The following is a 21,831-nucleotide window of genomic DNA, read 5'->3' as shown; positions in this document are numbered from 1 at the left end:
ATCCCTATGAAACTAAAAATATTTTCATTTATCGCCGTTTGCACTTTGGTTTGCTCAGCGTGCAACGACGTCTTAGACCGACCCTCGCTTACCTCGGCCGAAGACCCTGAATATTGGGTTAGCGAGAACAACGTGAGGCTCTATGCCAATGCCTTTTATCCCAATTTCTTCCCCGGATATGGGGTGGGGTATGGGGTTACGGCATACACCCCGAACAACAACTACAACTTTAACGACGACGTAGTGCTGAAAGGAACACAGCCGCAGTTCTCGAAAGCGGTGCCCAGTTCGAAGGGAAGCACTACGTTGTCGCTCGGTTGGGAAAGTCAATTCAGCGGGCCAACATGGAACTTTGCATGGGTGAGGAAAGCCAATGTGATGAAAGACCGCATTGCGCAACTGATGGCCGACAAGCTCACCGACGAGCAATATCGCCACTGGTTGGGCATCGCACGATTCTTCCACGCATTGGAATATGCCCGCTTGGTGAACGTGTTCGGCGACGTGCCGTACTATAACCACGAGATACATCGCGACGAACTGAACGAAATTTACAAAGACCGCACCCCACGCAACGAGGTGATGGACTCGGTGTTCTCCGATTTCAGGTACGCCATGCAGAACGTTCGCCTGAACGATGGCGCACAAAACGTAAACCGTTACGTGGTGGCCGCCTTCGTGTCTAGGTGGGCCTTGTTCGAAGGGAGCTGGCAAAAATACCATTATCAAGACAACGAACGCGCCAAAGCTTGTTTCAAACTGGCCACAGAGGCGGCACAGATGATTATAGACAGCGGCAAATATGGCATCGCTACCGACTTCCGTTCGCTCTTCGGCTCTACAAACCTGAGCGACTCGAAAGACTGCATCCTCTATCGCAAATACGATGCCGAACAAGGCGTTACGCACTGCGTGGCATCCTATTGCCTGCCCAGCAACCCCACCGACCTTGGTCCCAACCTCGACCTGATCAAGGCGTTTATCTGCAACGATGGTAAGGATTGGAACTCCACCACAATGGCAGCCGCTAAGGATTTCACGCTCGACAGTCTTATCAAGACCCGCGACCCGCGTTTCGAAGCCACCTTCTATTACAAGCCAACGGAGAATGCCAAAAGCTGCGGACTATATGTTACGAAGTTCATTCCACGTTCGGCCTTGTCTTACCTCAACATCGAAGGAGGTACGCCTGCACCCGAATTCCAGGGCGACAAGAACGTTACGGGCTATCCTGTTATGCGTTACGCCGAAGTGCTGCTTAACTGGATTGAGGCAAAAGCCGAGCTAGCCACGCTGGGCGAGGCGGCTGTTACACAGGCCGACATCGACATCTCCGTCAACGCCATTCGCAAAAGGCCGCTCGATGCAGAGGCGATGCAACGCCACGTAAAACAAACGGCAGCCATGAAACTTGACCAACTGAACAACGACCCCAAGCGAGATGCCGATGTTCCACAACTGTTGTGGGAGATTAGACGCGAAAGACGTATGGAACTTGCTTTCGAGTTCTCGCGCATTATCGACTTGCGCCGATGGAAAAAGCTGAACTACATGGATACCGATGCTAACCCCGACTTGCTTCTTGGCGCATGGGTGAACTTCCCAACAGAACTGCCCGGCGTGCTAAACGAAAAGACTGTGGGAGCCTATCGTGTACAAAATGCGGCAGGCAAGCTCGTTACTTACAATGGCAAGAACGCCAAAGACATGAAGGGTTTCTTCTATCCCAAGGAGACAATTGGCAGACTTCCTTTCCTTAACCTGCCCAACGTGAACCCCTATCTCTCGCCCATCGGCTACAACGACATTCGGAAATACGCCGAACGAGGCTATCACCTCTCACAAACAAAGGGATGGCCCGAAGGATATTAATTTAGTTGACGAGGGGAAGAGGAAATGAGGTTGACGAGTTAACAAGGAGATTTAGTTGATAAGTTTACGAGTTGACAAGGAAATTTAGTTGCCGAGTTAACAAGGAGATTCAGTTAACGAGAAAAAAGGATATTAGTTACGCTGCTCACAAGCATTTGACTTAACTCCTAAAAGTGAAAAGGTGAAAGGGTGTAAAGGTGAAAAAATGGCTAACGCCATCTAGGCATTTGGCTTAATTCCTTAGCTCCCTAACTCCTTAACTTCTAAAAGTGAAAAGGTGAAAAAATGGCTAACGCCATCTAGGCATTTGGCTTAACTCCATAACTCCATAACTCCATAACTCCTTTAAAAAGCCCCTCAACAAACAACAAACTTTAAACAAAAGAAGGCATGTACAAGATAAAGAACATAGGTCTGGCAGCCATTGCCATGATGATGGCGACGGCATTTGTTTCGTGTGGCGACAACTATCCCGACAGCATGGACGCGCCCTACGACACCGACTTGCTCGGCATTAAAATAATGAACGCGGGCGAAAAGGGCGACCAAGTGGTGGAAGGAAGAATTGACGAAGATAAGAAAGAAGTGAACTTCCCCAAGCTAGACACGCTCACCAACTTCGCCGCACTGCGACTAGAAGCGAAACTATCTGACGGTGCACAACTCGACAAGACCGAGATAGACTGCAAGATGACACCCGACGACGAGCAAAAGAAACTCACCATACGCGTGCTTAACCACAACAGGTACAAAGACTACTTCATGTTTGTGCGCAAACGCATTCCGCCCATAGGTGCCGACTTTAAGGATGCTAAGGTGTATAGTTTCGCTGGCGACAATCGTTACGAAGACTTTAAAACATTATATACACGCTGTGCCGACTTCGATGGACAGCATGTGCTGGTGGTAACACGTACGGACAACAAGCCACACTTGCTGAAAGTAGACGACCTCAAAGCGGGTAACATCAACCGAATACCGCTTGACCTCACCGATGTTTCGGGCGGAACGTTCCCCTACAACATGGGCGCATTGGCCAACGGGCACATCTATATGGCAACACTTGCTGGCGGAAAGCCCTCGCCCTTGAAGATTTATTATTGGGAAACGCCCACATCGAAACCCGAAGTGATATTCAGTTCCACTGTGCAAGACATACCCGAATCGGGCAAACGCTATGGCGATAACATGTCGCTCAACATCGACAAGAACGGCGATGGGCACATCTTCTTTGGCGAAAACACGGCGCAGAACATTCTTCGCCTCACTGTTTCAAACCATAAGACTGTGTCAGAGCCAACCATTTTGTCTGCCGACCCGAAGATGAAGGTGGCAATGAACATCTATCGTTACGAAAATACGGGTGACTATCTGTATAGCGGTTTGGCCATGCCCATCACCCTTTCGGGCAACGCTGCCGAAAAGAAGTTCAGTCTTTCAGCCGAGCACCAGCCCGCAGAGGCCGTTGCCGCCCGCGCATTCATGTTCAACAACAAACGCTACCTCATCACCTGTTCCGCCGGTTTCGGCAGCGCAAGCAAGGCCACGCCCACGCTCTATGTCTTCGACATCAGCAAAGGCAACAACTTGGCTGAGGCTCTCGAACGCTTTGATGCTGCTAGCGAACACGAGCCCGTTTACTCCTTCATCTTAGGTGGGGCTGGGAACGGTGCCCCCTCGCCTTGCACCAACTTCTATATCGAACGCGATGCACAAGGTAAAGATGCCAAACTTTATCTCTTCGCATCGCGAGGCGAATCGGGTTTCGTCATCGTTGAAGTGCCTATGGCGCAAGATAAGGATGATTAATCTGACGTTGGTGAGTTTGTGGACTTATGAGTTATAAGTTGTTGAGACAATGAATCGAAAAGTTGAAGTGACAAAGGTTTAGGCGAATGACTTGTTGCGGGATGGACGACAAAGCACGTCAACCCCACCAACCCCTCAACTTATAAACTCATTAGCTCCCAGGCTCATCAACTCCCCAATTCATCAACTCATCAACTTCCCAACTCAAAAAAGTCTTAGCTCCCAACGAGCCAAGCGAGTGATAACCTCTTAACTCCTGTAATTTTTCAAAGCCGCGTGTGCGAAACATTTAAAACATCATAATTATGAAAACGTGGAAGAAAGTAGCCCTAGCCCTGTGCGTATTGTTGGTTGTGGCCTGTCATCGTGACGACAATAACGACCAGCCCGACCTCTCCAACCAACCCATTCTGCCCAAGAAAGAATTGCGTGGCGTATGGATGGCCACCGTGTGGGGACTAGATTGGCCACAGGGCGAGTATGATGCCGAAGCCCAAAAGGCCAGCTATATCGCCTATATGGACCTCTTTAAACAAAACAACATCAATGCCGTGTTCGTGCAGGTAAGGGGCATGGCCGACGCATTTTATAAGTCGGCCTACGAGCCGTGGTGCCAATATCTCACGGGTCAGGCAGACAAAGACCCGGGATACGACGTGCTGCGCTTCATGATAGACGAGGCCCACAAGCGCGGAATAGCCTTCCACGCATGGCTAAACCCCTATCGCGTAGCCACAAAAAAGGCAGATGCAGCGGCATTCCCTGCGCTAGACAGTCGCATACCCCAGGCCATGACAGTAGACTATAAAACGATTAGGATGTACAATCCCGCTTTGCCCGAGGTGCGCCAACGCATCTTCGACATCGTGAAAGAACTCATCACCAAATACGATGTGGACGGCGTGCACATCGACGACTACTTCTATCCCTCGCTCGCATCTGGCGAAACCATCAAGGATGAGAAAGAATATGAGCAGTATGTAGCTAAAGATAAGGATGGAAAACCCACCATCACGGTAGAAGATTTCCGCCGTAACAACGTGGATTTAACCGTTAAGGGCATACACGATGTTATACAGGCTACGCGCCCCGAGGTGGCTTTCACCATCAGTCCGGCGGGAGACCCCGACTACAACTTCAACACCATGTATGCCGATGTGCTGAAATGGTCGCGCGAGGGTTGGTCTGAAGCCATCATCCCACAGCTCTATTTCCCCATGGGTAGTGCCGAGTCTGGTTTCAACCACCGCCTACATTGGTGGTCGCAATTTACATATAACAATGCGCTTTTTGTTGGATATGGCACTTATCGTTTTGGTTCAGACGAGGCAGCGGCCTATCAGAGTTCCGCCGAACTGGCTAACCAGTTCGCTTTTGCCCAAAAGTTCCACAAAGTAAAGGGCAGCGTGCTTTACAGTGCCAAAGACTTGCTGAACAATCCGGTTGGCATTCTCTCGGTGATTAAGGACGTTTACAAGCATCCTGCCGTGCTGCCGTACCTTGGGAAACAGCAAGCCACACCGCCTTCTGCGCCCACCAACGTGCGCGCCAACGGCAAAACGCTGCAATGGAATGGGGCAGACGGTGCCTATTTCGCGGTATATCGCAGCAACGGAGCGGGCAAAGAGGCCACAACAATAGCCGTTACATACCAACAAGAGGTTACGCTAAACGAAACTGGAACTTACTTTGTTACGGCCGTAAGCAAAAAGGACAATGCCGAAAGCCAGCCTTCAACAACCGTTGAAGTAAAGTAAAGGCCGCGGAATAGCGCACTGAACAGCCGCATCGTTTTTCCACATTTGCCACACGTGCACAAGCATAAGTGCCGTAAGGCGTTAAAACCGTTCGGGTTTACGAACGGCATGTTCGCTCCTGCTTTCGGAAGAAGAATACACCATTAGTAAAGTGGGCCGATAATAAACTAAGCAACAACAGTTGGTTATCGACCCGCTATCATTTGCCAAATACCTTGTTTTCACTTGCCTAGGCATTGCATTTAACCCATTGGTACGATGTGTTCAGCAAGTGGAAACAAGGTGTTTAGCTTTTAAGGGTGAAAGGGTGAAAAGATGGCTGCGCCTTTAAAAGGTGTCTAAGCGGTTTCTAGAGTCCTAGTTCATTCTAGCTTTCGGACAGGTCGGACAGGTCGGACAGGTCAGACAAGTCGGACTGGTACTATTAGCTTGACGTCACCAAAGCATTTGGCTTAACTCCATAACTCCATAACTCCTTTAACTCCTTAACACCTCAACCCCTATATAATCCCCATTATCCTAAGTATGGTAGGCGTAAGCAGGGCGGTGAAAATGCCGTTGAGGGTTATTCCCAGTGATGCGAAGGCGCCATACTTGTTGCTGATGCCCATAGCCGTGGATGCCCCTACGGCATGCGAAGCCGTTCCCATGGACAGCCCCTTGGCAATGGGACTGCTGACGTGGCCTAAGGCCAAAGCCTTAAAGCCCAGTATGGCACCCAAGATGCCTGTTATTACCACTACGGCCGCCGTGAGCGAGGGGATGCCGCCAAGGGCTTGGGTTACTTCCATGGCGATGGGCGTTGTTACCGATTTGCTGGCCATGGAGATGATAACCACATTAGACGCACCGAAAAGCTGGGCCACCACAACTACGCTGACAATGCCCACCAGACAACCCACCAACTGCGACAGAACGATGGGGAACCATAACTTCTTAATGGCCTCGAACTGTAAATAGAGTGGCACGCCCAAGGCCACGACGGCTGGTTTGAGCCAAAAGTCGATGAGCTGACCGCTCTGTTCGAATGTTTCGAACGATACGCCCGTTAGTTTCAGATAGGCTATGAGCAGCACGATGGCTATGAGTATGGGGTTAAGCAGTACCCAACCCGTGCGATATTGCAGTCGGCGGAAATAGTAGAATACGGCAAAGGTGAGGGCCAAGATGATGTATTGGTTGGAGAAAAGCTGTTGCATTTGCGTGTGGGGTATGTGATGTTGGGCCTGTTGGCCCGCTATAAGTGATTGGTGACTGTGGGGTTATACTTCGTCGTCGTTGGTGGACGCAACGGCTTGTGTGTGGTCTTGTTGCTTTCTCTTATGCCTGCGCATGTGCATGGCCAGCAGTTTCCGCTCGGCCTTCACAACGAACTGGTGCATGTGTCCCGTTACTACCAATACGAGTATGGTGCTTAGCAGGGTGGCCATAGCAATGGGCAGCAGCTCTTTTTGGATAACATCGAGATAGAGCATGATGGCCACGCCAGGGGGCACGAAGAAGAAACCAAGGTTTGCAAGCAGAAACTGGGAGAGTTTCTCTACCCATTCTAGCTTTACTATCTTGGTTTTGAGAAAGAAGGTGAGGAGCAGCATGCCAATGATGCTCGATGGTAGCTTGATGCCTGTCGCCCAAACGACAACCTCGCCGAGGGCAAGACATCCGAAAATAACGAAAAACTGTTTAGCCATTATAGCCGATGAACGAATGCTTATTTATGTTTGCACTGGCCTGCAAAGGCAGGCCTTATCCTTAATAACGATGCAAAGGTAAGGCTTTTTTTTGAAATGGAGGTTATAAAGGTGAAAAGGGTTATAAAGGTGAAAGGGTGAAAAGATGGCTAACGCCTTTAAAGGTGAAAAGGTGAAAAGGTGGAAAAATGGCTAACGCCTTTAAAAGTGAAAAGGTGAAAAGGTGAAAGGGTGAAAAGATGGCTAACGCCACCTGTACATTTGGCTTAACTCCTTAATTCCCTAACTCCTTAACTCCTAAAAGTGAAAAAGGGGAAAAGATGGCTGCATGGGCTAGTTGAGGCAAGGATAACTAGGAAGGCAAGGATAGTTAGGAAGACTAGGATAACAGAAAAGGCTAGGAAAACTGGAAAGACTAGGATAACTGGAAAGGCTAGGAAAACTGGAAAGACTAGGATAACTGGAATGGCTAGGATAACTGGAAAGACTGGGATAACTGGAAAGACTGGGATAACTGGAAAGACTGGGATAACTAGAAAGACTAGGATAACTAGAAAGACTGGGATAACTAGAAAGACTAGGATAACTAGAAAGACTGGGATAACTGGAAAGGCTAGGCTAACTGGAAAGGCTAGGATAACTAGAAAGGCAAGGATAACTAGGAAGGCTTGGTTAGCTAGAAAGGCTAGCTCGCCAACTCACCAACTCTCTAACTCAAAAGCTTAAATTGTTATCTTTTGTTTTACAATCTCACTCTATTTTTCACCCCGTTCTAGCGAAAATATTGGCCATAAAACGGGTAAATAGCCCCAATTTCTGGCTTTTCACGTCTCTTGCTTTGTCTGTTTTCAAGAACAAAACCTGCATTTTGCACCATTTTGCCTTTCTAGTTTGGTTGACGGCTCGTAATTTTTCAGGCCCCAATACCCACTTTTAGACCCTAAAATCCTACTTTTTAACCACCATTTCGCCCTTTTCGGCTATGTGTTTCATGGTTCGATAAGGTTTTGTTTATGCAATTGCGGTGGATATTTATGCTTCTCGAATGGCGTTTAGCGGCATTTTACACTGCATTTAGCACCATTTTACCTTGCGTTTAGCACCAAAACGCACTCCATTTAGCACCAAAACGCACTGCGTTTAGCGGCATATTACACTGCGTTTAGCACCAAAACGCACTACATTTAGCAACAAACAGCCCAATAACTGATGAAAATGGCGGTTGCTTTAAATAAAAATTCATTTTGCCTGCTTGTATAGCTACCCCCTTTTTGCATCAAAACAAACCTTCGCGAGAATCGATTTTTTGTGGCAAGGTTGGCGATTGGTGAATGGAAAGGGTATTCATAATGTTAAAACTCGTGCTGAAAAGTTGACAATAGGGGCGGATTGACGAGTTGAGAAGTGGGTTTTTAAGGTTATATGTTTGTGAGTTGTCAAGTTTATGAGTTGATGAGTTTTTGTGTTTGTGAGTTTCTGAGTTGATGATTTTTTGAGTTTTCCTCTTTTTGGGTTTTCCTCTTTGTAAGTTTGTGAGTTTTTCTGTTTGTAAGTTGATGTATTAGGGAATTGTTGGGCTTTCGTACGTTTAAAAGCCCGTTAGTTGATTTGTTCTGCACATCGTGTACGTGCGGAGAGTTTACCTTGTGTTGGTATCACAAAGATAACAAGATGGTTGCGTGTGATAGTTGAGGCTAGGACAACAGGAAGGCTAGGATGGGTAGAATGGCTATAAGAACTAGCTCCCCTCGAAGGGTTAGAATAATTAGGAGAACTAGGATAAATTCCACAATTTGTTAAAGCCTAAATGTTAGATGCGCTTATTCCCATTTCTCCACAAGATAACATTGAAAACAAACAAGCGGAGATTTCTGAAAAGCCCTATATGCTAAAAAAAACTGGCATGAGTTATCAATAAGCTCTTGTTCTAAAAAATCCTTGCCGAGGGGGTGCAGCGGTTTCAAGCAATTAACCTTTTGCTTTTGTTTAGGTGTATGCGGGGGAGAATGTTCCGCCCTGATGCGAAAAACGGTTGGCGGTGCATTCGGAACAAATCCGGATGCACCGCCAACGGATAAAGTTATTTGATGGGATTTCCCTTGTCGTCTTTTCTAGAGAGCGATGCCACTTGCACCTTAAAGTCGGATTTGGTGTTGTCGTCGTCAACGAATTTCCTCCCATCCCATCGTCGGGTTAGGGCCAATCCCGAGTAAGTGGGATAGTCGCTGTTCTTGAGACTGACGAAAGGTACGTCGGTTACGGCGTTGTAACCCTTGTCCAGTTTGCTGGGGCGCATCTGGAATTGGCTTCTAGGGCAAATCGTGATGCAGTCTACAACGTATTCGAAAGGGATTTCTATTGCCTCGAAGTCGGCGAAGGCACTACTGGTGACGGTGATGTAGTGCAGGTATCCTCGCTTGTCTTTGGTGTCCTTGTAGTTTTTCGCAAAGTCTTCGGGCGTCCACGGCAGCCTCACCAATGCCAATCCTCCGTGTTCGGATATTTCTTGCATCTCGTACGAAGGTATGGTGTTGCCGCTTTTGTCTTTACGTGTCATGATGGCTTGCAAGTCGGGTACGTCGGGGTTGTTCTTTCCCGAGTGGTCGTAATTGGCGTTTGTCCATTCGAAGTTGGCTTTGCGTAGGTCTAAGAAAGCGTCTAGCCCCTTGTACAAGGAGAGGTCTTCGCCTTCGAGTTCTTTCTCAAACATCGCCTTATGGTCTGTGGCGTATTTCGCCACGATTATCGATTGTTTGGGCTGTATGGGCAGGTCGTGTCCGCTGCCGGGGAAGTACGAGATGGCGTTCACGCCGTAGTATCGGTTCACGAAATCGTCTTTCGGGGCGAAGGTGATAACCTTCGTGGGGTCGATGGCATGGGCGCAAAGGGCCATGTTGTCGAGGTATTGCACCTGGTCTGTGGGGTTATATATCTCGATGTATTGGTCGTCGTTGTAGTTGTTGTTGGTGTTTTTGAATCCCCATTTGCTCACGTCGCGCACCCAATAGTGCCCAATGTAGAACACCTCCTTGATGATAAGGTGGTCTACCTTGCTTTTGGCGTTGGATTGCTTGGTGGGCAATTCGTTTCGTACGCAGCCCGCGAGTAGGGCCAGTAAAACGAGTGTTGCAAGTTGTTTCATGTTGTGTTGTCTTTTAATGTTGTGTTGATGTTCGGCGTTGGCTGCTTGCATGCTTGGTTTAGAGGAACCAGTTGCCAAATCCCGAGCCGCCTCCCACGCCGTGGGTTTGCAGGTTTTGCGATGCTTCCAGCGCATCGGCGGGCGACAGTCCTATTTCCAATCCCAGGTAATAATAAAAGGGGTCGTTGGGGTCGATGGCCGTTGGGTCGGTGTCGAAACTACTGCAATAAACCTTGATGGGTATGTTGAAGCGTATCACCTCTTGCCACTGCGAGTCGGCACCGTATTCCTTAGGCTCGTCGGGATTGAACCAGTCGGCGCAGATAAGCTTGCTGATGAACTCGTAAGTGGAATGGCGTTTGAGGTATTCGTCGCGTGGTATGAGCGCTTTCTTCCCCTTGGGGCATTTCATAACCCTTACCGAGAGGTAGAACTTGGGCAGCAAGTAGGATGGGCGAGTGTATTTGCCGGCCTCTCCTGTGGCGGGGTCGGTACGTTTGGTTATCTCGAACGGCCATTCGCTGTGCAGCTTGTCGTTTTCGTCGGCATCGAGGTCGAAGTTGAAATGGCCTTTAAGTCCCACGCGGTCTTGGTCGTATGGGGCCACGGCCCAGTCGGCATCTTTGCGCGTAAGTGGTGGTAGCAGCCTTTGGTTGAACAGCTCTCGCGCGCCGTCGCCCATTGCATCGTGTATCCACGTGTCGCGATAGGTGTATTCGAATATTTTGGGTGTTGCGTCGGCACGTTGTTTCCACGTGGTTTTGTCGGCGAAGAAAGGCGACGGAACGGGCGTGTTGTCTACCGTTCCACCTTTTTTCCATTCGCCGAACTTGTTTTTGTTGGGATGCCACGTGCCTCGGCAGTCGGTCACTTCGTAGGGGGTTCCCTTGTCGTCGACATCGCTTACGGTGAAGAAAATCTGGTATTCGTCCGAGTGGTTCAGTATGTCGTCGTTCATGAGTTTGCCCTCCTTGTCGAAGAAATAGAGGCACAACCCCCAACGTTTTAGCTTTCCGCCGATGATGCGGATATAGTCGGGACCTTGTTTTCCCGCATATTGTTCGAGGTAGGTAACGGTGCTTTGGCGTTGCACTTGTACGCTAGGCCATTTGTCGGTGCCGTTGTGTACGATGACAAACTGCTCTTGTCGCCACGGTGCGTTGTGGTAAACAAAGTTGCCGTGCATCATACCGTCGCCGTGCGAGTGCCCTTCTTTGAACATGGCCAGGCACGTAGCCCAGTTGGCGAATGCCCCATTGGGGTCGGGGTTGGCCATAGGTTGGGTGGTGCGTATCTTCTTCAGGCTGTCTACATACTTGTCGGCTCCGCTGTGCGGTATGGGTTTTGCCTCCAACGGATTGTCGTTGTAGTTGATGTTTACGTTGCCGAAGATGAAATCGTCGCAGGAGGTGAAGACGAGCGTTGTGGCAACTGCAAGCATTGTGACGATGGTTCGCGCGCGCCATGCGGCACCGTTTCTTTGCGAATTTGCCTTATTGGCGTTGCTTGGTTGGTTTGTTTTATCCATGTCTTTGTTTCTTTTCTGAATTGCTGGGTGTGCCCCATTGGATAGGTTTGTGCGGTGTGTGTGCACCCGTTACATCGCCACCACGCTTTTGCGGTGTTTGTAGAAGAAGGTGGCGGGTTGTGTGAAGAGGAGCCATAGTTGCGCCGCATCTGCCGAGGGATAGAAACGTTTGGCATCTTGAACGCATTTGGCTTGACCGTCTTTCACGTCGGCGATGACGCGCACGGGTAGGGGATAGTCGATGTCGAAACTGTCCCAGCCCGATTGTATTTGGTTGAAGTCCCACAGGTAACCATTCTCGCTGTTGGCCGTATTCACGTATTTGGCCGGTTTTTCGGGCTCGCCCACATGCTGCTGACCTTTGTTGAGGATGTTGCAGATTTTCACTTGAAGCGAGAAACAGATGTGGGCTTGCTTGAATTGCAGCACGCCCTTGAAGCCCAGCCTATCGAGTGGTGCGCCTGCATCTAGGCTCCGTGCCTGCCTGAGCAACCCCACGGTTTCGCCATAGCGTTGTCTTGGGGCATCGGTGTCGGGGTCGATGAAGTCGTCGTTGTACGAGTCTACGAAGAGTTTTCCCAGTTCTTCCTCCACGGGGTCGGTGTCCCGATATTCGTAGGTGAACACTTCGGGCGTTATTTTGTTGAGTTCCATCATGTCCATCACCCGAAATAGGTTATAGGTTTTACCGTCGGATGCCGTGTAGGGTTGTGTGGCTTCGGGCTTTCCAGAGCGTTCTATGGCTTTCCAAGCCAACTCGGGGCTGTATGGCACGTTGTTCTTTCCGTATTCGAAACCGCTGGGTGCGAAGACATTTGTGGCCGAAAACTTGGTGGCCGGTACAGGTTGGCCGCCGTTTTGCCTGAAAGTGTAGCGGTCTATGTAGGTGGCGGGTTCGTCCAGCGAGCGCGGATAGGCCAGCTGCAGCCCCTGTTGGTCGGGCGTTTCGGCCTTGTCGGTCTCTTTTGTTTCACCTCCTAGCGTGGTGTTGCCTATGCCGAAGAAGTGTTGGTGCATCATGAGGGTGGAGCTGTTCTCGTCGGGAACGCTTACGCCTTCCTTGTCTTTGGTGAAGGGATAGGTGGAAAACTGGTGGTTGATGAGCATTCCGTTTTGGTCGTAGTATTTCAGTTCCAGGCCATAATAGATGTCTGGCGATGCCACCACGTCGAACTGGCGGCGTTGCGTGGTGACGGTCATTTCGCCATTGTCGTCTTTGGCGATGTCTATTTCTTGCGTTATGGGTATCACGGTGGTGTCGGCGGCCACGTGATAGGTGTTGTAAACCCTAACGGAATCGTCGCCATTGGGACCCACGCCGATAAGTCCGCCCTTGTATCCCATTCGCAGGATGGCGTGTACGCTGTATATTTGGTCGTGCCCCTTTACGTCGCGTTCGATGGACGAAGGGGGCGCTTGCACGATTTTCTTGAAGAAATCGTCCACTTGTTCGTTGGTGCAGCTTGCCGAAAGGGCCGAAAGGGCGATGGCCATTGCCGCTGTTTTAAGGTGTATGCGTTGCATGATGTTGTCGCTTTTGTTGCGTTATATGGAGAACGTTAGGAATTAAAATTTAAAGAGTGTCCTGATGGAGAAGTTGGCTCCACGTTCGTGTGCGTAGTACCTAAATCGGTCGGTGTACTCCTTATAAAGGTTGTTCAGGATGTTGTCGCCCACGAGCATGAGTTTCAGCTCGCGGTGTTGGGGCATGCGCAAGGCCACTTCGGCCGTGCCGTTGAGCAGGAAGTAGGGGGCGGGCGAGTCGCTTACAAGGTCTTTGTCGGGGTCGAACCGTGTTTGTTTGGTTACGTATATGCCCGAGAGCGACACCGTTCCGCGCCATTTCCCGCTTTTGTCTATGGCGTGCGTGTAGGTGGCCGAGAGCCCGTAGCGGTCTGAGGGCATGAAGGGCAGCCAGTCGTCGCGGGTGATGTTTCGCGCAAACATCCACTCGCCCTTTGCCACGAGCGATAGGCCTTCGATGGGTTTGGCTGTGGCTTCAATGTCGCCGCCCATGAGCCGCACGTCGTCTTGGTCGTAAATAAACTTGGGATACTTGCCGCTGGGGTGGTTGTGAAAGCGGTTTTTGCCCGTTCCGATGTGGTCGTATATGTAGCTGTTGATGCGTTGGTAGAAGAAACTGGGCTCTACGTTGAGCCATGTGTTGCGGTATCGCGCACCCACTACCGACTTGTAACCACGCTCGCTGGCCAGGTGTCTGTTGCCCACCACCCAGTACGAGCCTTCTTGCAGGCCGATGGCATAAAGCTCATTGATGTCTGGCGGACGCCACGACCATCCGATGTTTGCCCTTACGTCCCAGTTGTCGTCTATCTGGTAATGGCCTGCAAGGCTGGCCGTGAAGTTGCTGTAAAGCTTAAAGTCGTCGTAGTAGGTGTAGTTGCTCAGGCTGGTGTAGCCGTTAACCGACATCACGCGGAAGTCGTAACGCATGCCCAACGCCATTTGCAACCGTCCCCATTCGGCCTTGTGCAGGAAGTAGCCTCCCATCGAAAGGGCGGCGAAGTTGGGCACGAAGGCCGGCTGTTTTGTCCCTGGGTAGTTGTAGTTGGTTTGGTAAGTGTTGGAAAGGCCTGCGTCGGTGGTCATCTTCCACAGCTTCCACTTGGCATGCCAAAGCACGTCTACCTTGTAGGTTTTAAGGATGAGGTCTTGCACGGGTATCCAGCTCCACTGCGCTTTCTTGCGGTTTTCAAACTCCTGGCGGAGGTTCTCTTGGAACGAGAGGGTGAAATCAATCTGATGGCTTGGGTTGAGTCGCCATTTCACTTCGCCTTTCAGGGTGACATGCTGCGACTGTTGGAAGGGCGGTTTTATCTCGTACGAGAAGGGTTGGATGGTCTGTGGGTCGGGCCGGCCATACTCAAATCGTTTCACCAGCTGGTCCAGGTCGCTCACTTTACTGGCATAGTAGATGCCGCTACGCTGATAATAAATGCTGGAGAAGAGTGTGGCCGTAATGTGTTTTCCCTCAAACCCCACCATGCCCGACAGGCTGATGGTGTTGTATCCCGTGTTGTTCAGGCGGTAGTCGGCCGTGCGATAGTCGCCGCCTTTGGTGTACATGCCGTGCACACGCGCTCCCCACGGGCCGTAACCCGCCTCTACGGTTGCACTTCCGCTTGCCCCTTTGGCATTGGTGTCGTACCCCATGTTCACGTTTCCCTTGGTTGTCACCCGCTTGTTGCCCCAAGGCAGCGGTGCATCGTTGAGCAATACCACGCCGCCCATGGCACCGAAACCATAGCGTATGCATTCTGCTCCCTTCACAACTTCAACCATGCTCGACCCCGTGTAGTCTAATTCGGGTGCGTGGTCGGCGCCCCAACTCTGGCTTTCCAGCCTCACGCCGTTGTTCATCAGCAATATCCTACTGCTGTGCATGCCCTGAATTACGGGTTTGGCGATGGTGTTTCCGGTGCTGATCGAGCTTACGCCAGGCACCGTTTCCAGCAGTTTGGCCAACGATGTGGCTCCACCTTTCTCCAAAGCGTCGCTGCCGATGGTGGCCGTTTGTTGCAATTGTGTGGTATGTCGTTTCTGTGCCGTCACCTCCACGTTGCCAATCATCTTGGCATCGTCGACCATTTTCAGCGTCAGCGTTTGCTTAGGGGTGGGCGTAATGGTTTGCGTAAGGCGTTTGTAACCCACCGACGATACCTCTATCTTGACCTTTTCGGTCTTGCCTTTCAGTTGCAGTCGACATAGTCCGTTAATGTCTGTTACGGCGGGTGCAGCGGCGGCGTCGCATCTCACCACGGCTCCCGCAATGGGTTCGCCTGTACTTTCGCTCTTCACCACCACGGTTTGTGTGGTTTCTTCTGCGTTGACGTGCACCTCTGCACCTGGCTTTGGACTTCCAAATGCCCCTTGTGGCCTTCCTCCTAAGCACAACAGCAGTGCCAGGCATAGCGTGGCATGCCCGGCTATGCTTGCGGAAGTGTCTGTGAACCTTTCGTCTTTCTCGTTTTTCTTCATTTTAGTTCCTGATATAGGGAATGTTACAGTTTCCCTGTTAATGTGGTATAACCTCGTTATGGGGGGTTCTAAGGCCTGCCCCGTTTCTTTGAGTAGATGTGTTTTGGCTTGTAAACGGCAACCCTTGAACGTGGCGGTGCTATCCTGCAAAAGCGAGAACAGGGCGGCGCGTGCGTGCCTTTGCCTGCTTATCTGGCTGATGATGCTCGTCGTTCGGTTGCCAAGGTGGCTTTGACATGTCGCTCCAAAACCTTATGTGGGTTTGTACTAGGCACTGCCTTTTTCTGAAAACCACCTTATTGATATTAAGGAGTTTGCACCATGTGCTGTTCGTAAAGACTCTCACTGCCATCCCTGAATTTGCGGTGGAACGAAAGTAACCGTTGTCCTCTTCGAACGGCGATAGGTGCTTGTGTTGATATTCCCTTTGCGTTAACAGCTGTTGAATTGCACTGTATTGAAAAATCCTTGCAAAGGTCTTAATAAATTACAACTTTCGCAATACCGAATGGTAGGTAAATATTTTTGGCTTTTACTTGCGGGGTACTAAGTAAAGGGGAGCGTGGGGGAGGCTGTCGACATTCAAGCCCAAGTCGAAAGGCAAACAGAAGGCGATGGAAACAGACAAGAATAATTGACAAGCAGTTTAATGAACCGATAAGGGGTTATGATATGTGGTGCTCATTATGCTTGTTTTCTGTGCGATATTTTATGTCTCTCGCACTTATTCAGATGAAAGGATGAAAGGCAAGGTCAAGACAACTCCATAATTATTGCTTTTCACATTCCTTCTTAACAATTTCAATCATTATCGACTTGTGCACTTTGCAATCGCTACAGCCCAAGTAAACATAACCAGTTCTAAAGCCATCGGTAATAGTATCGTTAACCCGTTAGTGGAATTAATTTAGGGCATACTTAATTCTGCCGATGGGTTTGTTGTTAATGGAATTCACATACTGAGGAATGGTTAGTGCGCTAATTTTGGCAATGATTCTGGCGTACAAGCCACTCGTTATCTTGGCGTAATTTCTTATGGTGAGAATTGGTCGGTGAGTTGTGAGAAAAGCGTTTCAATTCTCTTTCTTGCCTTGGCAAGTGAAATGAAAGACGGTTCCCAATTTTTTAATCTACATTTATTGATTTGATTTTATTCCACCAACGAATATTATTACTCGGCGTATGCAACAAAATTAACGCAATTCGTGCATGAGCCTGATGCTTATCAACTTAACCTAATCCCGAGAACGGCTAAACATAGACTTGACGATAGTATTAATATATAGTGCGACTTCCCTGTTTGGATAGAAATTCTTTGTGCATTTTGCCTTGTCTCTTTTACTTAATTTTTGAAATTCCTCTTCGGTCAAAACCCTTCCATACTGGTTTCTCCAGTTTGCTGTGCCATCATCTATTAGCCCAGCCGAATCATTGATATTTCCCTGTAAATCAGACGATAAACGCCCCGCGTCAATAGCCTTTATAAAAATTTCTAATGCTGAATAAAACTCACTTGCTTTGCTTTCATCCCATCTTTTAAATTTTACATAGCTCTGGGCATTATGTCTTAGATTTGTCAACACATGTTCTTTGTTGAGATAAGTATCAATATACTTGTAATCGCTCGGATTGTTGGTAATATGGCTACTTCTTTTTCTCGGAGTACCATTATTTATAATCAACTTTTTGCCATGAATCTCGATCATACCAAGTTTTTGTATGGCACTTTGCCCCATAAGAAGTGGAGCGTTTTGTCCATCAATGACAATCGCATCAACATCCTTTAGATGAGTACCTTGAATCTCAACATCCTTGAGCCGAATTTTAATATGGTCCACAATGCTACCATCTGCGACTGAGCTATGCCCGACACCATAGATATCCTCTTTTGTTAGATAGCCATTATCTAACAAATATTCAGCAATGGCTTTTGAAATACAAACATTACTTGCTCCAGTATCGAAAATAAATTTCATCCTTGCACCATTGACTGTGCACGGGATACGATACACCCCACCATAAGGCTCCATCTCGATAACGGTTTGGCCTATAAGATTGGTATTTACTAAAATCAATATAGTTATGATTGCAATTATTCTTTTTATCATATGATAATAAGTTCAATATTGTATTGGTCTATACAGGAATAAGGCTTAAGGCCTTGTTTATTAAAACGATTTTAAATTGACAAATCCTAACCTTAATTTAAAGAGCAAAGGATATTGTCACTATTTTCACCTAAATCTATTTTTAAGTTGACACTTGCCTTGTCATGGCAAAGGTAAGAAAATTCTCCAGTAGTGTCAATTATTTTTTTGTAAAACTTACGTCATGTTGCGCCAAATTATGAAATTTGGCCAATTTTCCTGTCCTAAAAACGATTCGCATGGATAGTTTATAGTTACAACGAAATGGTTTTGGAATTAACCAATCGGAAATTGAGAGTTAGAAACGCCCCCAACTCTTCTTTGTCATCGGTGATGCGTTCGAAGAAATCCCTCACTGCTCGCCAAAACTCCTCCTCCGTTCTGTATACACTGTTTTGCATCTGAACCAGATAAGCAATGGCTTGCCATCCTTTCCGTTAACTGCTGGAGCATCCATCGATACGCCAAAACCCTTCTTTCTTGCTTGTTTCCCCTTAAAATGCCAACGCAACCTCATCGCTCTGCTTGTCTTTATGCCTTGCACAATGGCAGTAGAAACTAGCTACATCATAATACTACACCCCTCATTGGTCTTTAAAGAACTTAAAGGTTTCTCCTTCTATCTCATTCACGTATTCGTCACTCTTGTAGTAGTCGTACAAATTCACACCACAAAATGGGCAGAACGAAATGAACACCGTTGGTGCGTCAAATGTAAATGTATCATAGCCCATCGTCATAACGAAACAAATGTCCGCTCGCTTATGTCTGGTTCCACGCAAGGAGGGTATGTTATAATACTTCATCATGCCGTATTCTGTCAGGCGGGGAGACGTTAGCTTTACCTTTCTGATATTGTAGCAATATTGGTTCTCTAACGTATAATACATTTCAAAAGCGAAACAACAAAACTTCATATCTATATTTGTTTATGTCAATACTTATTTCTTATAGGGTGGCCACATGTTAACGTCTTTCATGTCCTCTGTTGGCGGATAGGAAACAGTCCAGTGCAATCGTTCCAAATCTTTTATTGTCAAATGATAGCGTTGCACCACCGGCACATACTTTCGTAACGTATCTTCATGACTTGGCCAGTATTTTAGGAATTGGTCGCCATCTTCAATCACAAGGATTTGTAAAATCCTCCCTCCATACAGCTCCCTCCTCCAATCCGAATTTGTTGTTGCAGAATACAGATAATGCCCCTTGGCCTTTATCCCGCAGACGGGTATGTGATTTTGCAGCAGCGTATCTTTCTTCGAAAAAGGGTACGCAAACTCATAGGGTTGAAATGAGATTTCCTTATCACTCCGATTAATGATTTTTATATTTACACTCTCGCTGTCTATCATCGGGCAGCCCGTAAGCATTAGCGTTTGGGTTGATAACAAAATCATTTTTAATTTATTGTTCATAGCGCAACTCTCATTCTTCTGTTGTTAAAATTCATCTTCACTTCCCCTATATGCGTACCTTATTTGCGCAAGCTGGCCAACGTCTTTCAGGTTGTGCGACAGCCCATAGGTGTAGAGTCCCTCAATGCCCACCTTGTTGTGCGACACGGCACTTCTGTATAAGTTTCGTCATACAAAAGAACATTTGGTGTTGATAAATTGTTTGAGTAAGTCGGTTAATGTTACAGATGCAAATATAGCGATTATTCTTGTTTTGTTCAAACATTTAAGCAAAAAATATAGGGATTGATGCAGAACAATGAAGTGGTCTTGACCTTTAATGTATGCCCAGCAACAGCTCGCGTTGGCGGCAGTAGGTGTATGTGTTTTCCGTGTCGTTGCAGATGTGCGTGTGTGGGCCACACTTGATTTTGTCTTGATTTTGGTAAGAAATTTAACATTATGAGTGCCCTTTCTGGTAATCAATCGCCCGCCTTGTCGCAAAAAATCGATTCTCGCGGAGGTTTGTTTTGGTGTAAAAAGGGGTTAGTTGTACATGCAGGCAAAATGAATTTTTATTTAAACTAACCGCCACTAACACCCATTTTGGGGCTATTTGCAGCTAAATGGGGTGCGTTTTGGTGCTAAATGCAGTGTGTTTTGGTGCAAAATGCAGTGCGTTTTGGTGCAAAACGGAGTGCGTTTTGGTGCAAAATGCAAGGTGAAATGGTGCTAAATGCAGTGTAAAAGGGCACTAAATGCGAGACGAAAAGCATAAATATCCGCTGGAATGGTATGAATATAACCTTCTTGAACCATGAAATATATGGCTCATAGGGGCAAAATGTCTGTCGAAAAGTGGGTTTTTAGGGGTAAAATGGGTGTAATTGGGGTTGAAAAAATTCGGTCTTCCAACCAAACTAGAAAGGCAAAATGGTGCAAAATGCGGGTGCTGTTCTTAAAAATGGACAAGGTGAGGGGCGTGAGAGGGTGAAAATGGTAGGAATTATCCTACCTTTTAGCCAATATTTTCGCTAGAATGGCGTGAAAAATTGATGGGATTTGTAAAGTAAAAAGTGTGAATTTAAGGTTTGAACTGGTGGGTTTGTTGGTTGACGAGTTAACGAGTTGACGGGTCTGCAAGAGTGGTGGGTTGGTGGGTTTGATAGTTGACGAGTTAACAAGTTGATGAGTTGACAAGTTGGCGAGTTGACAAGAGTGGTGGGTTGGTGGGCTCGTTGGTTGCCGAGTTGGCAAGTTGACGGGCTGACAAGAAGGGTGGGGTGGTGGGTTAGATGAGGTTGTGGGTTGTTAAGTTTATGAGTTCTTGTGTTTGCTGGTTGATGAGTTGATGCGTTCGGGAGTTGTTGAGTCTTGTGAGTGGATAGGCTTGTGAGTGGATTTATGGTCAAACAGGGTTGTACTTGGAAAACCATAAAATATGCCGTAAGCAAACCAAAGTGTTCATTTTCGCCTGCGTAGGGGCTTGTTTATCCATGCTACGTACATCTTGCAACCTTCTAACAACAAATTTCCAAAAGCAATTCTGTTTGGCTATGCCTTGCACGTGGGGCGTGTTGGTATTGTGTTTGTGGCATAAAGAAACAAGCTCCATTCAATTTATGGACGTGTTTAGCGTTAAACAAAATTGGATTTGGAAAGCCAGCTGAGCATTGTAAGCAAATAAAATGGCTGCCTTTTTCCTTTGCGTAAGGGTTTCTTGATGCCATGCTACGCACATCTCACATTCTTCTAACAACAATTTTCCAATAGCAGTTCTGTTTGGCGATAAACCCAATCGGCCGTCAGGTCACTTATCAATCGTTTAGGTTTCTCCCGTCGTTTCGTGTTCTTCTTTCGTTTGCTTGTGGGCATCTAGTCGGTCTTGTCCTCTCCACGCACCCCGTCATGCCTTTAAGAATGAGGCAGGCAATATGCTCAACAAGCAAACAAAATCTGCACGAACCATAACAGTTGATTGGAGTTTAAATTCAACACGGCTCCATCCCTCGAAAAGCAATGCTATGTGTTTTGGTATGCATTTTTCCCCGTTCAAAGCCCTTGCATCTTGTTCTACATGGCTGAAAGGTTGTATCACATTAGGAAAAACTACATTTTGGGTTAATGTTTTAAGCTAAAAAATTTTGCACTTTCGTGCTTTCGCACTATATTTGCACTTGTATGGCAAAGCAACAAGAGGCAATTAGAGAGCGCATACGCACCAATCTGCGCGAACCGCGCAAATATAAGGTGCTTATTCATAACGACGACTTCACCACAATGGACTTCGTTGTGATGATACTGAAAGTTGTGTTCTTTAAGTCGGAGACCGAAGCCGAGGCCCTGATGCTTGCCGTGCATAGAAGCGACAAGGCCGTTGTGGGCGTTTATAGCTACGATGTGGCCATGTCGAAAGTGAGTAAGGCCACAGACATGGCGCGCCATGCCGGCTACCCGCTACGTTTAACCTGTCAACCTGGATAACCGCC

15 protein-coding genes and 1 pseudogene are annotated in these 21,831 nt (G+C 47.9%); 5 read left to right on the top strand and 11 right to left on the bottom strand.

Features of this window, described 5'->3' with window-relative positions; all coding sequences use genetic code 11:
• The first annotated feature begins 6 nt into the window (after window positions 1-6).
• The 3 genes from HMPREF0670_RS10025 (at window position 7) to HMPREF0670_RS10015 (ending at window position 5,438) form a co-directional block, all read left to right on the top strand.
• Window positions 7-1,872, top strand: coding sequence for a RagB/SusD family nutrient uptake outer membrane protein (locus HMPREF0670_RS10025; RefSeq protein WP_009231045.1), 1,866 nt, complete (start codon window positions 7-9; stop codon window positions 1,870-1,872).
• Between the two features lie 390 nt (window positions 1,873-2,262).
• On the top strand, window positions 2,263-3,681 hold the full coding sequence (locus tag HMPREF0670_RS10020) for a DUF4623 domain-containing protein (protein ID WP_009231044.1): 1,419 nt from the start codon (window positions 2,263-2,265) through the stop codon (window positions 3,679-3,681).
• A 305-nt stretch (window positions 3,682-3,986) separates the two neighbouring features.
• Complete coding sequence (locus HMPREF0670_RS10015) at window positions 3,987-5,438, top strand: glycoside hydrolase family 10 protein (protein ID WP_009231043.1); 1,452 nt, start codon at window positions 3,987-3,989, stop codon at window positions 5,436-5,438.
• 500 nt (window positions 5,439-5,938) lie between these two features.
• Here HMPREF0670_RS10015 and HMPREF0670_RS10010 read toward each other — a convergent pair whose 3' ends face one another.
• A complete protein-coding gene (locus HMPREF0670_RS10010) occupies window positions 5,939-6,637 on the bottom strand; it encodes an LrgB family protein (RefSeq protein ID WP_009231042.1) in 699 nt (232 codons plus the stop codon).
• Between the two features lie 63 nt (window positions 6,638-6,700).
• The gene (locus tag HMPREF0670_RS10005) at window positions 6,701-7,129 is read right to left on the bottom strand and encodes a CidA/LrgA family protein (RefSeq protein ID WP_009231041.1); all 429 of its coding nucleotides are present in this window, start codon (window positions 7,127-7,129) and stop codon (window positions 6,701-6,703) included.
• A gap of 303 nt (window positions 7,130-7,432) precedes the next feature.
• On the opposite strand from HMPREF0670_RS10005, the gene HMPREF0670_RS10000 reads away from it, so the two are divergent.
• Window positions 7,433-7,855 carry a hypothetical protein gene (locus HMPREF0670_RS10000; protein ID WP_044078114.1) on the top strand — a complete coding sequence of 141 codons (423 nt, stop codon included), beginning with the start codon at window positions 7,433-7,435 and terminating at the stop codon, window positions 7,853-7,855.
• A 1,354-nt stretch (window positions 7,856-9,209) separates the two neighbouring features.
• Here the strand turns inward: HMPREF0670_RS10000 and HMPREF0670_RS09995 are convergent.
• From HMPREF0670_RS09995 to HMPREF0670_RS17110, 9 genes and pseudogenes are all read right to left on the bottom strand, one after another.
• Window positions 9,210-10,271, bottom strand: a complete 1,062-nt coding sequence (locus HMPREF0670_RS09995) for a DUF4876 domain-containing protein (RefSeq protein ID WP_044078197.1) — start codon at window positions 10,269-10,271, stop codon at window positions 9,210-9,212.
• Window positions 10,272-10,329: 58 nt separating this feature from the next.
• On the bottom strand, window positions 10,330-11,712 hold the full coding sequence (locus HMPREF0670_RS09990; protein WP_044078196.1) for a hypothetical protein: 1,383 nt from the start codon (window positions 11,710-11,712) through the stop codon (window positions 10,330-10,332).
• 156 nt (window positions 11,713-11,868) lie between these two features.
• Window positions 11,869-13,323, bottom strand: coding sequence for a hypothetical protein (locus tag HMPREF0670_RS09985; protein WP_009231038.1), 1,455 nt, complete (start codon window positions 13,321-13,323; stop codon window positions 11,869-11,871).
• 42 nt (window positions 13,324-13,365) lie between these two features.
• Window positions 13,366-15,798 (bottom strand): TonB-dependent receptor, encoded by a 2,433-nt coding sequence (locus HMPREF0670_RS09980; protein ID WP_232213899.1) that lies wholly within the window; start codon window positions 15,796-15,798, stop codon window positions 13,366-13,368.
• Between the two features lie 902 nt (window positions 15,799-16,700).
• Window positions 16,701-16,936: pseudogene (locus HMPREF0670_RS15785) on the bottom strand (IS982 family transposase); the annotation flags it as partial.
• A gap of 97 nt (window positions 16,937-17,033) precedes the next feature.
• Window positions 17,034-17,906 (bottom strand): TIGR02281 family clan AA aspartic protease, encoded by an 873-nt coding sequence (locus HMPREF0670_RS15340; protein ID WP_052296875.1) that lies wholly within the window; start codon window positions 17,904-17,906, stop codon window positions 17,034-17,036.
• A gap of 293 nt (window positions 17,907-18,199) precedes the next feature.
• Window positions 18,200-18,346: a hypothetical protein gene (locus tag HMPREF0670_RS15780; RefSeq protein WP_198009296.1), complete on the bottom strand. Its 147-nt coding sequence runs from the start codon at window positions 18,344-18,346 to the stop codon at window positions 18,200-18,202.
• 183 nt (window positions 18,347-18,529) lie between these two features.
• Window positions 18,530-18,862, bottom strand: a complete 333-nt coding sequence (locus HMPREF0670_RS09970; protein WP_009231033.1) for a hypothetical protein — start codon at window positions 18,860-18,862, stop codon at window positions 18,530-18,532.
• 24 nt (window positions 18,863-18,886) lie between these two features.
• Entirely contained in the window at window positions 18,887-19,363 is a 477-nt protein-coding gene (locus tag HMPREF0670_RS17110; protein ID WP_009231032.1) for a hypothetical protein, read from the bottom strand.
• Between the two features lie 2,160 nt (window positions 19,364-21,523).
• Between HMPREF0670_RS17110 and HMPREF0670_RS09955 the strand changes: the two genes are divergently transcribed.
• Window positions 21,524-21,826, top strand: a complete 303-nt coding sequence (locus HMPREF0670_RS09955; RefSeq protein ID WP_044078192.1) for an ATP-dependent Clp protease adaptor ClpS — start codon at window positions 21,524-21,526, stop codon at window positions 21,824-21,826.
• The last annotated feature ends 5 nt before the right edge of the window (window positions 21,827-21,831 follow it).

The sequence above is a fragment of the Prevotella sp. oral taxon 317 str. F0108 genome (assembly GCF_000162415.1).
Lineage (GTDB): Bacteria > Bacteroidota > Bacteroidia > Bacteroidales > Bacteroidaceae > Prevotella > Prevotella conceptionensis.
The sequence above is the reverse complement of the archived record's forward strand: the minus strand, read 5'-3'. Positions and strand labels throughout refer to the sequence as shown.

What these genes read in the sequence shown, in the direction of transcription:
- HMPREF0670_RS10020 (WP_009231044.1), top strand. Translation starts at nt 2,263, where the DNA reads ATGTACAAGATAAAGAACATAGGTCTGGCAGCCATTGCCATGATGATG.
- HMPREF0670_RS10010 (WP_009231042.1), bottom strand. Translation starts at nt 6,637, where the DNA reads ATGCAACAGCTTTTCTCCAACCAATACATCATCTTGGCCCTCACCTTT.
- HMPREF0670_RS09970 (WP_009231033.1), bottom strand. Translation starts at nt 18,862, where the DNA reads ATGAAGTTTTGTTGTTTCGCTTTTGAAATGTATTATACGTTAGAGAAC.
- HMPREF0670_RS10005 (WP_009231041.1), bottom strand. Translation starts at nt 7,129, where the DNA reads ATGGCTAAACAGTTTTTCGTTATTTTCGGATGTCTTGCCCTCGGCGAG.
- HMPREF0670_RS09985 (WP_009231038.1), bottom strand. Translation starts at nt 13,323, where the DNA reads ATGCAACGCATACACCTTAAAACAGCGGCAATGGCCATCGCCCTTTCG.
- HMPREF0670_RS09980 (WP_232213899.1), bottom strand. Translation starts at nt 15,798, where the DNA reads ATGAAGAAAAACGAGAAAGACGAAAGGTTCACAGACACTTCCGCAAGC.
- HMPREF0670_RS17110 (WP_009231032.1), bottom strand. Translation starts at nt 19,363, where the DNA reads ATGAACAATAAATTAAAAATGATTTTGTTATCAACCCAAACGCTAATG.
- HMPREF0670_RS15780 (WP_198009296.1), bottom strand. Translation starts at nt 18,346, where the DNA reads ATGCAAAACAGTGTATACAGAACGGAGGAGGAGTTTTGGCGAGCAGTG.
- HMPREF0670_RS10025 (WP_009231045.1), top strand. Translation starts at nt 7, where the DNA reads ATGAAACTAAAAATATTTTCATTTATCGCCGTTTGCACTTTGGTTTGC.
- HMPREF0670_RS09990 (WP_044078196.1), bottom strand. Translation starts at nt 11,712, where the DNA reads ATGCTTGCAGTTGCCACAACGCTCGTCTTCACCTCCTGCGACGATTTC.
- HMPREF0670_RS09955 (WP_044078192.1), top strand. Translation starts at nt 21,524, where the DNA reads ATGGCAAAGCAACAAGAGGCAATTAGAGAGCGCATACGCACCAATCTG.
- HMPREF0670_RS10015 (WP_009231043.1), top strand. Translation starts at nt 3,987, where the DNA reads ATGAAAACGTGGAAGAAAGTAGCCCTAGCCCTGTGCGTATTGTTGGTT.
- HMPREF0670_RS09995 (WP_044078197.1), bottom strand. Translation starts at nt 10,271, where the DNA reads ATGAAACAACTTGCAACACTCGTTTTACTGGCCCTACTCGCGGGCTGC.
- HMPREF0670_RS15340 (WP_052296875.1), bottom strand. Translation starts at nt 17,906, where the DNA reads ATGATAAAAAGAATAATTGCAATCATAACTATATTGATTTTAGTAAAT.